Annotated in this window: 14 protein-coding genes; 6 read left to right on the top strand and 8 right to left on the bottom strand. The window is 72.8% G+C overall.

Annotated elements, in window-relative coordinates:
• Positions 1-102: 102 nt before the first annotated feature.
• Positions 103-573 carry a hypothetical protein gene (locus tag BGP73_RS02640; protein ID WP_069811740.1) on the top strand — a complete coding sequence of 157 codons (471 nt, stop codon included), beginning with the start codon at positions 103-105 and terminating at the stop codon, positions 571-573.
• Positions 566-1,843 carry an MAB_1171c family putative transporter gene (locus tag BGP73_RS02645; protein WP_069811741.1) on the top strand — a complete coding sequence of 426 codons (1,278 nt, stop codon included), beginning with the start codon at positions 566-568 and terminating at the stop codon, positions 1,841-1,843. Before BGP73_RS02640 ends, BGP73_RS02645 begins: the two co-directional genes overlap by 8 nt.
• A 131-nt stretch (positions 1,844-1,974) precedes the next feature.
• Here BGP73_RS02645 and glnA read toward each other — a convergent pair whose 3' ends face one another.
• The gene (gene glnA / locus BGP73_RS02650) at positions 1,975-3,384 is read right to left on the bottom strand and encodes a type I glutamate--ammonia ligase (protein ID WP_069811742.1); all 1,410 of its coding nucleotides are present in this window, start codon (positions 3,382-3,384) and stop codon (positions 1,975-1,977) included.
• Between the two features lie 251 nt (positions 3,385-3,635).
• On the opposite strand from glnA, the gene BGP73_RS02655 reads away from it, so the two are divergent.
• Complete coding sequence (locus BGP73_RS02655) at positions 3,636-4,103, top strand: RDD family protein (RefSeq protein ID WP_069811743.1); 468 nt, start codon at positions 3,636-3,638, stop codon at positions 4,101-4,103.
• Between the two features lie 185 nt (positions 4,104-4,288).
• On the opposite strand, the gene BGP73_RS02660 is transcribed toward BGP73_RS02655, so the two are convergent.
• The 3 genes from BGP73_RS02660 to lipB all read right to left on the bottom strand — a co-directional run bounded on the left by BGP73_RS02660 (position 4,289) and on the right by lipB (position 7,151).
• Positions 4,289-4,981, bottom strand: coding sequence for a DUF4191 domain-containing protein (locus tag BGP73_RS02660; RefSeq protein ID WP_069811744.1), 693 nt, complete (start codon positions 4,979-4,981; stop codon positions 4,289-4,291).
• Positions 4,982-5,236: 255 nt separating this feature from the next.
• The gene (gene lipA / locus BGP73_RS02665; RefSeq protein ID WP_069811745.1) at positions 5,237-6,181 is read right to left on the bottom strand and encodes a lipoyl synthase; all 945 of its coding nucleotides are present in this window, start codon (positions 6,179-6,181) and stop codon (positions 5,237-5,239) included.
• A 175-nt stretch (positions 6,182-6,356) separates the two neighbouring features.
• Positions 6,357-7,151: a lipoyl(octanoyl) transferase LipB gene (gene lipB, locus BGP73_RS02670; protein ID WP_069812082.1), complete on the bottom strand. Its 795-nt coding sequence runs from the start codon at positions 7,149-7,151 to the stop codon at positions 6,357-6,359.
• Positions 7,152-7,517: 366 nt separating this feature from the next.
• On the opposite strand from lipB, the gene BGP73_RS02675 reads away from it, so the two are divergent.
• Positions 7,518-9,104, top strand: coding sequence for a regulator (locus tag BGP73_RS02675; protein ID WP_374701109.1), 1,587 nt, complete (start codon positions 7,518-7,520; stop codon positions 9,102-9,104).
• A gap of 98 nt (positions 9,105-9,202) precedes the next feature.
• Here the strand turns inward: BGP73_RS02675 and BGP73_RS02680 are convergent, their stop codons facing one another.
• Both BGP73_RS02680 and BGP73_RS02685 read right to left on the bottom strand, forming a co-directional pair.
• A complete protein-coding gene (locus BGP73_RS02680) occupies positions 9,203-10,531 on the bottom strand; it encodes an NAD(P)/FAD-dependent oxidoreductase (protein ID WP_069811746.1) in 1,329 nt (442 codons plus the stop codon).
• A 302-nt stretch (positions 10,532-10,833) separates the two neighbouring features.
• Positions 10,834-11,733 (bottom strand): TIGR01777 family oxidoreductase, encoded by a 900-nt coding sequence (locus BGP73_RS02685; RefSeq protein ID WP_069811747.1) that lies wholly within the window; start codon positions 11,731-11,733, stop codon positions 10,834-10,836.
• A 60-nt stretch (positions 11,734-11,793) separates the two neighbouring features.
• On the opposite strand from BGP73_RS02685, the gene BGP73_RS02690 reads away from it, so the two are divergent.
• On the top strand, positions 11,794-12,300 hold the full coding sequence (locus BGP73_RS02690; protein ID WP_069811748.1) for a GNAT family N-acetyltransferase: 507 nt from the start codon (positions 11,794-11,796) through the stop codon (positions 12,298-12,300).
• An 81-nt stretch (positions 12,301-12,381) separates the two neighbouring features.
• Here the strand turns inward: BGP73_RS02690 and BGP73_RS02695 are convergent, their stop codons facing one another.
• Positions 12,382-12,900 (bottom strand): DUF4240 domain-containing protein, encoded by a 519-nt coding sequence (locus tag BGP73_RS02695; protein ID WP_069812084.1) that lies wholly within the window; start codon positions 12,898-12,900, stop codon positions 12,382-12,384.
• Positions 12,901-13,107: 207 nt separating this feature from the next.
• Here BGP73_RS02695 and BGP73_RS02700 point away from each other — a divergent pair, with 207 nt between their 5' ends.
• The gene (locus BGP73_RS02700) at positions 13,108-14,025 is read left to right on the top strand and encodes an SDR family oxidoreductase (RefSeq protein WP_069811749.1); all 918 of its coding nucleotides are present in this window, start codon (positions 13,108-13,110) and stop codon (positions 14,023-14,025) included.
• Positions 14,026-14,083: 58 nt separating this feature from the next.
• Here the strand turns inward: BGP73_RS02700 and BGP73_RS02705 are convergent, their stop codons facing one another.
• A complete protein-coding gene (locus BGP73_RS02705) occupies positions 14,084-15,058 on the bottom strand; it encodes a helix-turn-helix transcriptional regulator (protein ID WP_069811750.1) in 975 nt (324 codons plus the stop codon).

Raw genomic sequence — 15,058 nt, forward strand, 5'->3', positions numbered from 1 at the left:
GGTCCCCGCCGGGCGGGCTCCAGCACACCACGGCGGCCCGCGGTGAGGGGGAGGGGGATCGAACGGGAACTGTGGCGCCGCTGTCAGGAGACAGCGGAGTCGGTGCCACTGCCGCACCCGTTCGACATGGCCGCCTTCCTGGAGCTGCTGTCCCGGCAGCGGCAGCGGCCCATCGAGCTCATGCCGTTCACCGACCGGACGGAGTCGCCCTGCGGCCTGCTGGTGAGTACCGAACGCGTCGACTACATCCTGTACTCGGCGGACACGACCCCACTGCACCAGCAACACATCCTGCTGCACGAGGTCGCCCACCTGCTCTGCGCCCACCGGGATCCCGGCCGCGGCGAGTTCACCGGTGTGGTGCTGCCGAACCTGGACAGCGCCCTGGTGCGGCGGGTCCTGGGCCGCACGGTCTACACCGACCCGCAGGAACAGGAGGCCGAACTGGTGGCATCGCTCATCCTGGCCAGGATCGTGCGGGAGGACAGGGCCCCGGTACCGGCCGGGGAGTGCCGCCCCGGGCTATGGTCGTTGTTCACCCTCGGACGGGGGCGGAGGGCCGACCATGGCTAGCCTGCTCTCCCTGGTCACCCCCACCGTGTTCCTGGTGTTCACCGTGGCCCGACTGGCGCTGTCGCGCGGAGCGCCGGACGACCTGGTGCAGCGCTACGTCTGTGGCTTCACCGGCTTCACCGGGCTCTCGCTGCTGGTGAACGCGCCCCCGGTACTGGGGGCGGTGGGTGGTGTGCTGCCCGTCGAACCGGTCATCCTGGTGTGCCGGTTGTTCAAGACCGTCTCCATGATGTTCCTCGCACTGCTGGCGGTGGCGCTCACCGCGCCACCGGAGGCCGTCACCCGGCGGGCCGTCCGCCGATACCGGATGTACCTGGCCGCGGTGCTGGGCGTGATGACGGGGCTGTTCTTCGTGGCCGGCGTCTCCGTCACCGGCACGGCGGTCACCGTCCACCGCGCCCGCTGGGCGTTCGCCGTCTACAACCTGCTGTTCACCGGCTACAGCACCGCTTGCCTGGTCCCGATGCTCAGGGCACTGGCCTGGCACCGTCGCACCGTGGTCCAGACCCGCCTGCGCACCGGGCTTCTGCTCCTGCAACTGGGCGTGGCCGTCGGGACGGTATGGACCTTCTGGGGAGTGACGGACGTCGCCGACGTCCTGCGGACCGGACAGCAGACCCCCGGTGAGCAGCCGGTGGCCACCGTGCTCAGCACGCTGGTCGTGGTGCTGATCATCGCAGGGACGACCGTCGCCTGGTGGGACAGGATCCTGGCCGCTCCACTGCGTTGGTTCCGGCTGCGGCGCAGCCACCGGGCGCTGGAGCCGCTGTGGCGCGCGATGCACGCGGCCGTGCCGGAGATCGCCATGGGGTCGGGCACATCACGAGGCCGGCCGCAGCGGTTGTCAGCGGAGTTCGCGCTCTACCGCCGGGTCATCGAGATCCACGACGCCCACCTGACGCTCCGGGCCTGGGTGCCGGCTGAGGTTCCGGACTGGCTGGAGCAGGCCGCTTCCGGCACGGCCTCCAAGGTGCCGCCCTCCGTGCGCGAAGCCGCTCGCATCGCCGCCGCGCTGGAGATGCGGGCCTCGCCCGGACCGTACCGTAGCGACCGCAGCGAGGCGAGCGAGGCGCTCCGGACCGTGGAGGGGACGATCGACGCCGAGGTGGCATGGCTGGTCGAGGTCGCTGGCGCCCTGCTGCACTCTCCCGTTGTCGCCGACGTACGGGCGCGGGCCCGGGGGGAGGCGTCGGCTGCCACACGGTCGGCGGAGGCGCGGGATGGCCGGGGGGAGCCCGCCGACACCACCCGGGGCTCACCGGACTGTTGATCCGACGACCTGATGAGTCGTTAGGTTGGGTGCCCGCGTTGGCGAAGTCCCCAGGGGAGGCCCACGGACGGCGCACCCCCTGCCGAGCCGGCGTTTCACTGGTCGGGCAGGGGGCCGGCGGCCTTTCTCGATCAGATGTCGAAGTACAGCTCGAACTCGTGCGGGTGCGGCCGCAGCCGCATCGGGGCGATCTCGGCGGTCCGCTTGTAGTCGATCCAGGTCTCGATCAGGTCCTCGGTGAAGACACCGCCCGCCTGGAGGTACTCGTTGTCCGCCTCCAGGGCCTCGAGGACCGCGGGGAGGGAGGTCGGCACCTGCTCGACGTTCGCGTGCTCGTCCGGCGGCAGCTCGTAGAGGTCCTTGTCGATCGGCTCGGCGGGTTCGATCTTGTTCTTCACGCCGTCCAGCCCGGCCAGCAGCAGCGCGGAGAAGGCGAGGTACGGGTTGCTGGACGGGTCCGGGGCCCGGAACTCCACCCGCTTCGCCTTCGCGTTGGAGCCGGTGATGGGGATCCGCATCGCCGCCGAGCGGTTCCGCTGCGAGTAGACGAGGTTGACCGGAGCCTCGAAGCCCGGCACCAGGCGGTGGTAGGAGTTGATCGTGGGGTTGGTGAAGGCCAGCAGCGACGGGGCGTGCCTGAGGATGCCGCCCACGTAGTGGCGGGCGGTGTCCGAGAGGCCCGCGTAGCCCTGCTCGTCGTAGAAGAGCGGCTTCCCCCCGGCCCACAGGGACTGGTGGACGTGCATGCCGGAGCCGTTGTCGCCGAAGATCGGCTTCGGCATGAAGGTCGCGGTCTTGCCGTTCCGCCAGGCGACGTTCTTCACGATGTACTTGAAGAGCATGAGGTCGTCGGCGGCGGCGAGCAGCGTGTTGAACCTGTAGTTGATCTCCGCCTGACCCGCGGTGCCCACCTCGTGGTGCTGGCGCTCGACCTTCAGGCCCACCTTGTCGAGCTCCAGGGAGATCTCCGCGCGGAGGTCGGCGAAGTGGTCCACCGGCGGGGCCGGGAAGTAGCCGCCCTTGTACCGGACCTTGTAGCCGCGGTTGTCCTCGATGGCACCGGTGTTCCAGGCCCCGGCCTCGGAGTCGATGTGGTAGAAGGACTCGTTCGCCGCGGTGTTGAAGCGCACGCTGTCGAAGACGTAGAACTCCGCCTCCGGCCCGAAGAACGCGGTGTCGGCGATGCCGGTGGAGATCAGGTAGGCCTCGGCCTTCCGCGCGATGTTCCGGGGGTCGCGGCTGTACTGCTCGCCGGTGATCGGGTCGTGGATGAAGAAGTTGATGTTGAGCGTCTTGTCCCGCCGGAACGGGTCGACCCGAGCTGTGGCGAGGTCGGCCGCGAGCGCCATGTCGGACTCGTGGATGGCCTGGAAACCGCGGATCGAGGCACCGTCGAAGGCCAGCTCCTCCTCCGGGTCGAAGGTGTCGGCGGGCACCGTGAAGTGCTGCATCACTCCGGGCAGGTCACAGAACCGGACGTCGATGAACTTGACGTCCTCGTCCGCGATGAACCTCCGCGCGTCGTCGGCGTTCTCGAACATGCCACTCCTCCTAGCTCCCCGCCGGAGGGCGGGATCGCCTGACATACGGCCCGTATGTGCTGGCCCGCTGGGCCTCGACCATAGGGAGAAGGCATTTCCCGGACATGACCCATTTGTTTCGCCGAGGTTAACCGGTCCGTTGTGCGGACCGGGTCCATCTGCGAGACGTGCCGCCGGGCCGCCGCCGGCGGCCCGGTTCTCCGCCATGGGGCGCACTCCGCCGGAGACCGCACTGGCAGTACCGTGGACGCGTGGACAACAGGCAAGCACTCGGATCGTGGCTCTCCGGCCCCCGCGCCGCGGCCGAGGAGATGGGCGTCGACTTCGGGTACCGGGGCGAGCGCCTCGGTCTGCCCGAGCAGGGGCCGGGTTCTCTCGCGCCGGTGGCCCGGCGGTTCGGAGCCCTCTTCATCGACTGGGCGCTCTGCGTGCTGGTCGCCTACGGTCTCTTCTCCGGCGGCGACCCGCGGTCGGCCAGCAACTGGGCGCTGGCGATCTTCGCCGTGCTCCAGGTGCTGACGGTCGGCACCGTGGGGAGCAGCCCCGGAAAGCGTCTGCTCGGCCTGCGGGTGGTCGCCGAGGGCGGTGGACGGCTGGGGCCGCTGCGGGTGCTGCTCCGTACCGCGCTGCTGGTCGTGGTGATCCCCGCGGTGGTCTGGGACCGCGACGGCCGCGGGCTCCACGACCGGCTGAGCCGCGCCGTGCAGGTACGCATCTGAGGCGACTCGTCCGGGGCCGCCCCGGACCGGCCGGGCCCTCCTGCTGCCGGCCGACCTCCGTCCCCGGCCCGGGCGGCGCGGGGCGCGACGGGAAGAGCTGTGCGGGTGACGGGGACGAAGACGGCGGAAGCGGCCGGGGACGACACGCTCCCGGCCGCTTCCGCACTCCGACTCGCGAGCGGGGCTCAGCGCATCTTTCCGCCACCTCGGGGCATCCGCATGCCCTTGGGCATCGGCCCCTTCGGCACCGGCATGTTGCTCATCAGGTCTCCGAGCGCCCGCAGCCGGTCGTTGACCACGGTGACCTGCGCCCCCGGAAGCACCCGGGGGAGCTTCATCAGATGGGTGCGGAGCTTCTTCAGCGGCACCTGGCCCTCGTCGTTGCCCACGATCACCTCGTGCACCGGCACTTCCGCCACCACGCGGGACATCCGCTTCTTCTCAGCGCCGAGCAGACCGCGGAGCCGGTTCGGGTTGCCCTCGCCGACCAGGACGATCCCGGCCTTGCCGACCGCCCGGTGTACGACGTCCTGCTGCCGGTTCATGGCCACCGCGGGGGTGATGGTCCAGCCGCGCTTCATGTTGTCCAGCACGGAGGCCGCCGCCCCCAGCTTGCCCTCGAGCTGGCCGAAGGCGGCCCGCTCGGCCCGGCGGCCGAAGACGATGGCCATCGCCAGGAAGGACAGCAGGAAGCCGAGGAAGCCGAGGTAGATCGGGTGGTCGATCAGGAAGCCCACGGCGAGCAGCACACCGAAGGTGACGATTCCCACAGCCGCGACGACAAGGCCGACCTTGGAGTCGACCCGTTTGGTCATCTTGTAAGTCAGGGCGATCTGCTTGAGACGCCCGGGATTCTCGGAGTTTTCCTGCCTCGCCATGCGGCCGAGTTTACGTGGCCTGCGGAGCGTTGTTGGCCGCGGCCTCCGCTACCCCCGCGAGCCCGCGGTAGACCCGCCGGGCCCGTCCCCCGAAACCACCCGATCCCCGACGAGTGTGGGCGGCGGAAGCCGCCGCCCACACCGTAGGAACAACAGCGGGGCCGGTGCGGTGACGGCCTCCGACCCGCATCCGGAGACCTTCGTTCCGGGGCGTCGTACTCCCGGTAGCGCCGCCCCGACCCGGCCTGCGGCGCCTCAGACGGCCTCGGCCGAGGCCGACCGCCGGTCCATCGCCTGCCGGTACAGCCGGCCCGCGCGGTACGAGGAGCGGACCAGCGGCCCGGACATCACGCCCGCGTACCCGATGGCGTCCGCCTCCTCCTTGAGCTCGACGAACTCCTGCGGCTTGACCCAGCGCTCCACCGGGTGGTGCCGGGGGGAGGGGCGCAGGTACTGGGTGATCGTGATCAGCTCGCAACCGGCCTCGTAGAGGTCCCGCAGCGCCTGGCTGACCTCCTCGCGCTCCTCGCCCATGCCGAGGATCAGGTTGGACTTGGTGACCAGACCCGCCTCCCGCGCCCGGGTGAGGACTTCCAGGGAGCGCTCGTAGCGGAAGCCGGGGCGGATCCGCTTGAAGATCCGGGGGACCGTCTCGACGTTGTGGGCCAGTACCTCCGGACGGGAGGAGAAGACCTCGGCCAACTGTTCGGGGACCGCGTTGAAGTCCGGGATCAGCAGCTCGACACCGGTCTCCGGCATCAGCCCGTGGATCTGCCGGACCGTCTCGGCGTACAGCCAGGCGCCGCCGTCGTCCAGGTCGTCCCGCGCCACACCGGTGATCGTGGCGTACCTGAGCTCCATCGTCCGGACCGACTCGGCGACCCGGCGGGGCTCGTCCCGGTCCAGCGCCTGCGGCTTGCCGGTGTCGATCTGGCAGAAGTCGCAGCGCCGGGTGCACTGGTCGCCGCCGATGAGGAAGGTGGCCTCCCGGTCCTCCCAGCACTCGTAGATGTTGGGGCAGCCGGCCTCCTGGCAGACCGTGTGCAGCCCCTCCCGCTTCACCAGACTGTGCAGCTCGGTGTACTCCGGCCCCATCTTCGCCCGGGTCTTGATCCACTCGGGCTTGCGCTCGATGGGGGTCTGGCTGTTCCGGACCTCCAGGCGCAGCATCTTCCGTCCGTCGGGTGCGACTGCGGACACGTCCGGCACTCCCCTTCGCTTGGCGCGGGTTTGGATTCTTCGGCCGAAACCAGGGTACGCCCGAGGTTTCGTCGGCTGTTCGGGGGCCGGAGCCGACGCTGTGCGCGGCTGGCCCGGCGGCCGGACACCAGAGCCGTCGCATCCGGTCCGCGGCGGCCGGAGCAGCGGCCCTGGCTCACCCGTCGGCCGGGCGGGGGAGCGGCCGAGCCGCGCTCAGCACCTCCCGCAGATGCCGCTCGACGACCGGCAGCACCTCGGCGACCGACACCTTCCGCCCCAGCTCCTCGGAGAGGGAGGTGACACCGGCGTCCCGGATGCCGCAGGGCACGATGCGGTCGTAGGAGGTGGTGTCCGGATCGCAGTTGAGGGAGAAGCCGTGCATGGTGACGCCCTTGGCGGCCCGCACCCCGATCGCCGCGACCTTCCGGTCCTCGCCGCGCTGGCCCGCGTTGGAGGGCGCGTACTGCGGCCCCGCCATACGCGGGTCGAACTCCTCCTCCGGAGCGCCGCCCGGCGCCATCGAGGGTGCGAGATCGAGCGAGAGCCCGCCGAGAGCGGGACGCTGCGCCACCGGGTCGCCGAGCACCCAGACTCCGCTGCGGCCCTCGACCCGGGCGGTCTCCAGGCCGAACTCGGCGCAGGTGCGGATCAGCGCCTCCTCCAGGCGGCGTACGTGCGCGACCACGTCCACCGGCCTCGGCAGCTTGAGGATCGGGTAGCCGACGAGCTGCCCCGGACCGTGCCAGGTGATCTTGCCGCCCCGATCGACGTCCACCACCGGAGTGCCGTCCAGCGGCCGCTCGTCGTCCCTGGTCCGGGAGCCGGCGGTGTAGACCGGCTGGTGCTCCAGCAGCAGGCAGGTGTCGGGGATCTCGTCGGCGAACCGGGCGGCGTGCACCCGGCGCTGCTCCGCCCACGCCTCCCGGTACTCCACCGCCTCCGGCCCGAAGCCGAGATGGACGCAGCGCAGCTCGGGCGGTTCGACGGGGCCGGTCGGCGGGAGGGGGGCGGTGTGGACCGAGGACGCGGACGGTGCTTCCCCGGAGAGCGCAGCACTCACGGCAGCTCCTCTTCGATGTCTCCGATCGACGCGGCCTCCCGCGCCCCAGCCACTCTACGACCAGTCACTCCGACGGGTACCAGCCGACCGTCGAGTGGGCCTCCGGAGTCTGACGGAGTCCTGCTCACACGAACGGATGAATGAGCTGCGGACGGCTGCCGGAGGGGCGCCGGGGGCGCTAAATTCGCGGCGGTCCAGCGAGGGCGATCACACACCACTGGTTCCTCGACCGCCGCCGCTCGTACCACGGGGTCCGGAAGGCAGGAGACCGCACAGTTGACGACTGAACGACCCCCTATCGAACTGTCCGAGGCGCCGGCCCAGCAGCGCCTCCCCAACCGCCGGCTGGCCGCGCTCATCGCCGAGGCCGGCTTCTCCAACGCCGGTCTGGCCCGGCGCGTCGACCAACTCGGCGCCGAGCACGGCCTCGACCTGCGGTACGACAAGACCTCGGTGACCCGCTGGCTGCGCGGCCAACAGCCGCGGGGGGCGACGCCCGCGCTGATCGCCGAGGTCTTCACCCGGCGGCTGGGCCGTCGGCTCTCGGCACAGGACCTCGGGCTCGACGCCTGCGCCCCGGTCTACGCGGGGCTGGAGTTCGCGGCCACCCCGGTGGAGGCCGTGGACATCGTGAGCGGGCTGTGGCGCAAGGACTGCGGCAGCGTGGCCGACCTCCGCAGGATCGCTTTCACCCCCGCCGGGCTCGTGGTGCCCAGCCGGGACTGGCTCATCGGCGAGCCGGACGAACGGGTGGCCCGAGGGGTGGAGGCAGCGCCGGAGACGGTGCCCGGCCAGGGCCGGTCCGCCGGCTCGCCCCTCGCGGGGCGGGCCGGGGGGAGGCAGCCGGGTCCGGCCGCAGCAGGCCGGGGCGGGCCCCGCGTTCCGCCGCCCTCCGCCGGGCCGCCGCCGACCGGATCGACGGTGCCGCGCCAGCGGCAGGCCGACCGGGAGCCCGGGCACCGGGTCACCGAGGGGGACATCGCCGCACTGAACTCCGTGAGCGCCCTCTTCCGGAACCTCGACCACGCGTACGGGGGCGGGCACGCTCGGCAGGCGCTGGTGCGGTACCTGGAGCACGAGGTCGAGCCGATGCTGCGCGGGGTGTACCCCGAACGGATCGGCCGACGGCTCTTCGCCGCCGTCGCCGACCTGACCCGGCTCGCCGGATGGACCTCGTACGACATCGCGGCCCACGGACTGGCGCAGCGCTACTTCGTGCAGGCGCTCCGGCTCGCCCAGGCCGCCGGGGACCGGGAGTACGGCGGCTACGTGCTGGTGACCATGAGCAGGCAGGCGGTCTACCTCGGCCACGGCCGGGAAGCGGTGCAGCTCGCCCGGGTGGCCCAGCAGGGGGTCGGACCGGACGCGCCACCGCCGGTGCGTGCCCTGCTGCACGCGGCCGAGGCGCGCGGACACGGTGTGCTGTCGGACGTGCGCGCCTGCACGGGGGCGCTGGCCCGGGCGGAACGGGCCCTGGAAGCGGCCCGGGGCACCGAGCAGGCACCGGGTTGGGCGGCCTTTTTCGACGAGGCACAACTGGCCGACGAGTTCGGTCACTGCTACCGGGACCTGCGGCAGTACCGGGCGGCGGCCCAGTACGCCGAGCGCTCGCTGCGGCTCCGTGCGGCGGGGTACGTGCGGAGCCGGCTGTTCTGCCGGGTGGTCCTGGCCTCCGCCCGGCTGGCACTAGGCGATCTCGAACAGGCCTGTGCGCTGGGGCTGGAGGCGGCTCGGCAGGCCGCGCAGATGCGGTCGACCCGGGCGTTGGAGTACGTGCGCGACTTCGAGCGCCGACTGGAGCCGTACCGGGACGCCGGGCCGGTCCGCGGCTACCGGGAGCGGGTCGAGGCGCTGGCCCTCTGAGCGGCGGGGGAGCGCCTCGGCCCGCTCCGGCGCCCGACGGGTCGACGGAGCGGGCCGAGGCCCGGCGGTGGGGGTGCCGCCCCCGCGAGGTGGTTCGGTCAGGCGGCGGCCGCGGCCGGTGCCGAGGGGGCGGCGGCCAGGCCGAAGTCTCCGAGCAGGGCGTCGGCCGCCCGTCGGCCGGAGATCAGCGCTCCCTCCACAGAGCTGGTGTCCCGGTGGTCGCCGCACACGTAGAGGCCGGACAGCAGCCGTACGGGGCGCTGGAAGTCATGCGGCGCGGGCATCGCCGGCACCGCCTCCGGATCATGGTGGGCGCCGATCAGTTCCCAGTCCTCCGTGCAGGTCCCGTACAGCTCCGCCAGCTGGCGACGCGCCGCCTTGTCCAGGACGCCGATCGGTTCGGCGGAGACCGGCCCGAGCACCGTCGAGGTGATCAGCGGGCGGCCCGGTGGGGTGCGGGAGGGGTCGGTCGCGCTGACGACCGCGGTGTGCGAGACCGGTCCCCGGCGGTCCGCGTCCAGGAACAGCGCCGGCTCCTCGGTGGGGGCGGCCTCGGCGGTGTGGTGGAGCACGGTCGCCGGGTGGAAGTCGGGCACCCGCAACCCCGGCAGCAGTTCGGAGGCCGAGCGCGCGTCGGTGGCCACCACCACGGCCCGGCAGCCCAGCACCCCGTGGTCGGCCGTGGTCACGCTGGTGGTGGCGGCCGAGACGGCCCGCACCCCGGTGCACACCGTGTCCGGTGGGAGGGCCGCGGCCAGCAGGTCGGGCAGGGCGGAGGCGCCGCCGGCCGGCAGGCAGAGTCGGCCGCGGGCGTAACCGCGGAGAGCGAGGTCGGCGCAGTGGCTGGAGGTGGTCAGCTCCGGGTCGCCGAGGAGCGCGGCGAGCAGCGGTCGGAGGAAGCCGTCGACGGTGCGGGCGGGCAGGCCCCGGGAGCTGAGCGCCTCCGCCGCCGAGCGTTCCGGCCGGGCGAGGGTGCGGCCGGTGGGGGTCCCCGCGAGGCGGTTCAGGGCGGCGGTGAGCCGGGCCTGGTCCAGGGCGTCGCTCCGGGGAGCACGGGCAGCATGCGCCAGAGCACGCACCGTGGTGAGCGCCCCCCGGGTGCTCCGGAGTTCGGGCATCCGCCGCGAGCGCCCGCCACTGCGCACCAGCACCCCGGCGGAGAAGGGCCGCAGCACCAGCGAGGACAGCCCGGCGTGGCGGGTGAGCTCCATGGAACCGGTGGTGAGCAGGCGGCCGGAGCGGTCCAGTAGGAAGCCGTCGACCTGGTCGGTGACCATGCGCCCGCCGGGACGTCCCGAGGCCTCCAGGACGGCGACGGACAAGCCCGCCTCGGCGATCCGATGGGCGGCGGAGAGGCCGGCGAGGCCCGATCCCACGACGATGACGTCCGCCCGCTGGTCCTTGGTGCGGCGTGCGCTACTGAGCACGTGACCCTCCCCGAGGTCGGCTGGTTCTCCGCGCTGGGTTCTCCCGGGGTGCTGGAGACCTCATGCCCCTCAGCGGCCACCGGCATGCCCGATATCGCGATGAGCCTAAGTTCGGATGAGATGGGTGCGCAGTCGCGCACCGACCGGGCACGGGTGCACGGGCTCCGGCCGTCGCGCGCCCTCCACCGTGTGTCCGTCCGCCGGCGCCCGGCGATCCGCACCGGCCCGCCGACGTCTCCCCGTCGCGCCCGGGCCGGCTGCCGCACCACCGCTGATCCAATCCGTCCCGCCCTGCGCGGGGGTCAGTGCAGGGCGGCCCGGATCGCGGCGTCCACCTCGGGGAAGACGAAGGAGAAGCCCGACCGCGACAGCTTCGCCGGCAGCACCCGCTGGCTGCTGAGGACATCGCCGGCGAACTCGCCGAGCACCAGCCGCAGCGCGGGCGCGGGCGCGGCGGCGACCGTCGGGCGGCGCAGCACCCGCCCCATGGCCGCCGTCACCTCGCGGTTGGTGACCGGGGCGGGGCCGGTGAGGTTGACCGGGCCGGAGAGCGAGTCCGTCTCCAGGATGTGCCTCAGGGCGGCGATGTGGTCGGCCAGGGCGATGAAACTCCAGTACTGGCGCCCGTCGCCCAACCGTCCGCCGAGCCCCAGCCGGAAGAGCGGGAACAGCCGGCCCCAGGCGCCTCCCTCGCGGGCCACCACCAGCCCGGTCCGGCCGAAGACCGTCCGGATCCCGGCCCGCACGGCGGCGCCCGCCGCGGCCTCCCACTCCTGGCACACCTCGGCCAGGAAACCCTCACCCGGGGGCGCCTCCTCGTCCACCGGCCGGTCCCCGGTGTCGCCGTAGTAGCCGATCGCCGAGCCGCACAGCAGTACCCGCGGCGGGGTGTCCAGCGTGGCGAGCGCCTCGGCGATGGCCGTGGTGCCCAGGACCCGGCTGTCCCGAATCTTCTCCTTGTACCCGGCCGTCCAGCGGTGGTCGCCGACGCCGGCGCCGGCGAGGTGCACCACCGCGTCACAGCCGATCAGACCGGAGGTGTCGACGTATCCCCCCAGCGGATCCCAGCGGACCTCGTCCGGCGCGCGGGGCGGCCGGCGCACCAGCCGCACCGTCTCGTGACCGTCGGCCCGCAGCGAGCCGAGGAGGGCCGAGCCGATGAGACCGCTCGAACCGGTGATCGCGATGCGCATGCACGCCATCCTGCCCCGAAGCGGCTCCCGGCACCCTGCCGTGTCCCCGTGGAGGGCAGAATGACGCCCATGTCCGAGCCGCTCCCGCAGCAGACCGTCATCCGCCACGCCGAACCGTCCGACGAACGGCGGCTGGCCGCACTGAACCGGCGGACCTGGTCGGCGCTGCACGCGGTCCAGCCGCCGCCGGCCGAGGACGTGCCGTTCTTCGACTCGGGGCATCAGCCGCCCCACTACCTGGTAGCGGTAGTGGCGGGGCGGCTCGCCGGCTACATACGGCTGGTGCCGCCGACTCCACTGGCCAGCAACGCCCATGTGCGGCAGATTCAGGGTCTCGCGGTGGACAGCTGGGCCCGGGGCCGCGGTCTGGCGCGGGCGCTGATCGAGGCGGCCTGCGAAGAGGCTCGCCGGCAGGGCGCCATCCGGGTGACGCTCCGGGTGCTGGGGCACAATGCCCCCGCCCGGCGGCTGTACGAGGCCGCCGGCTTCGTGGTCGAGGGGGTGCTACCGGGCGAGTTCCTGCTGGCCGGGGCGTACGTCGACGACGTGCTGATGGGGCGCGGCCTCCGGGAGTGACCGCCGGGGGCGGTGCACCCCGCAGCCAGCGGTCGGAAGCCCCCGGGGGAGCTCCGGACGGGTGGGAGCGCGGCACGCCCCTCAGGCCCGGAACCTGGCCCAGAGCCGGGGGAACCGCTGGGCGAGCAGTTCCTCGTCCTCGAAGTCGATCGGGGAGCCGTGCGGTTCCCCGGGCTGCGGGGGCACGCCCAGCTCCGGTGTCTCGGTGCCGGTCAGGTTCTCGTAGGCCTGGTCGGCGGCGTAACCGAGGTCCTCGGCGTCGCCGCCGCTCTCCTCGTCGAAGTCGTCCAGCAGGTCGGCGAGGTCGTCGGGATCCCGCAGCGCCCCTTCGAAGACCTGCCGCCCCCGGCCGATCAACCAGCATCGGAAGTTGTCGAAGGCGTCGTCGCCCGCGCCGTCCAGCAGCATCCAGGCGGCCCCCCAGAGGTCCCAGCGGTAGGCGCGGTTGTAGCGCACCTCGAAGTGCCGGGCGAAGTCGAGCACCGTCTCGGGGTCGAGGCTCAGCAGCCGCTCGACGACCAGCTCCGCCTGCTCCACCGGATCGCCGTCGGCGCGCTCCCGCGCGTCGTCGACGATCTCCCAGAAACCCGTCTCGTCCATCATCCGACCAGCATCGGTCCTGGCCTCGGGGCCCGCACGCCGAAGCGGCGGCCGAACCCGAGCGCGACGTGAGGTCCTCGGCGGCCGCGGGACGCACCGAAAGGCGGCCGGGCGGAAAAACAGGACAGTGGATGTCCGGTTAACCGGGAAGAGTCGCTCGCCGGGCAGCGAACCGAGCGCTGTCCCGTGACAGGGAGAGGAATGAGGATGAGCGAGCAGGGCGCGTTGACCGGCAGGGTGGCGCTCGTCGCCGGAGCGACCCGGGGCGCAGGCCGTGCGATGGCGGTACTACTCGGCGCGGCGGGAGCCACCGTGTACGCGACCGGGCGAACGACCCGGGAGCGGCGCAGCGAGGTGGGCCGCCCCGAGACACTGGAGGAGACCGCGGAACTCGTCACCGCGGCCGGCGGCACCGGTATCGCCGTGCCGACCGACCACCTGGAACCGGAGCAGGTGCGCTCCCTGGTCGAGCGCGTCGACCGCGAGCAGGGGCGGCTGGACGTGCTCGTCAACGACCTGTGGGGTGGCGAACACCTGATCGACTTCGACTCGCGGATGTGGGAGATCGAGCTGGAGAGGGGCCTGCGGATGCTGCGGCTCGGGGTCGAGAGCCACATCGTCACCAGCCACTTCGCCCTTCCGCTGCTGCTGCGTCGCCCCGGCGGCCTCCTGATCGAGGTGACGGACGGCACGGCCGAGACGAACCGGCGCTACCGGGAGAACTTCTACTACGACCTCACCAAGAACGCCCCGATCCGCATGGCCCAGTGCCTCGGCGAGGAACTGGCGGAGCGGGGGGCCACGGCGGTCTCGATCACCCCCGGCTTCCTCCGCTCCGAGCAGATGCTCGACCACTTCGGGGTGACCGAGGAGAACTGGCGTGAGGGGGTCCGGAAGGAACCGCACTTCTGCATCTCCGAGTCCCCCGTCTACGTGGGGCGGGCGGTCGCGGCGCTGGCGGCCGACCCGGACGTGGCCCGCTGGAACGGGCAGTCGCTCTCCAGCGGCCGACTCGCCCGGGTCTACGGCTTCACCGACACCGACGGCACCCAGCCGGACGCATGGGCCTACATCAGCGAGGTCGCCCTGGGCGGACGGAAGGCGGACGACCGGGACTACCGCTGACGGCCCCCGCCCGTGGCGCGACCGGCGCGGCTCGTTGCCCCCACTCGGGAAGAGGTGCTCAGCCCTCGTAGAGCCGGATCGACCGCCGGGCCGCCTCGGCGAACAGCCGGCGCAACTCGACGGGGGCCAGCACCTCGCACTCCGGGCCGAGCATCAGCAGTTGCTCGTAGGCGACCTCGACCGACTCCACCAGAAGGGTGACGGTGAGCCGGCCGTCCCGGTCCGGTTCACCGGCCGCCGCCACGGCTTCCCGGCCGGCGGCCCGGTCGGTGACGTACGGCAGTCGGCGGGCCCCGGCCTCCGACAGCCGCAGCACGACCTCCGTACGCAGGAGGGAGCGGGCGAACTGCGCCGCCTGCTCCCTCCAGAAGCCCGGCAGGTCGAAGTCGGCGTCCCGGATGAAGCACTCGTCGCCGGGCCGGACCTCGCAGAACCGGTCCAGGCGGTAGATGCGGTACTCGGTCGCCTCGGCGACCCGGGCGACGAGGTACCAGACGCCCGCTTTGAGCACCAGGCCGTAGGGCTCCAGTCTCCGCTCGACCTCGGTGTCCCGGCGCCGGTAGCGCACCGAGACGACTCGGTCCGCCCACACCGCCTCCGCCACCGGCGGCAGCAGCGCGGGCACCGGTGGCGCCTGCCACCAGCCCGGCGCGTCCAGGTGGAAGCGCTGGGCAGCGCTGTCGGGAGCGTCCCGCAGGCCCGGCATCAGCGCCGCGGAGACCTTCAACCGGGCCACCGAAGCGGCGTCCGCGAGGCCCATCTCCCGTAACGCCGAGGGCACCCCCGAGAGGAACAGAGCCTCGGCCTCGGTACGGCCCAGCCCGGTCAGCCGGGTGCGGTAGCCCTCGACGAGCCGGTAGCCGCCGGCCCGGCCGCGGTCGGCGTAGACGGGTATCCCGGCCTCCGAGAGGGCGGCGGCGTCCCGGGCCACGGTCCGCTCCGACACCTCCAACTCCTCGGCCAGTTCCGGGCCCGTCATGGAGACCCGGGACTGGAGGAGCAACACCATTCTGAGGAGTCGAGCGGCCCGCAT

This window comes from Streptomyces sp. TP-A0874 (assembly GCF_001748085.1).
GTDB lineage: Bacteria > Actinomycetota > Actinomycetes > Streptomycetales > Streptomycetaceae > Streptomyces.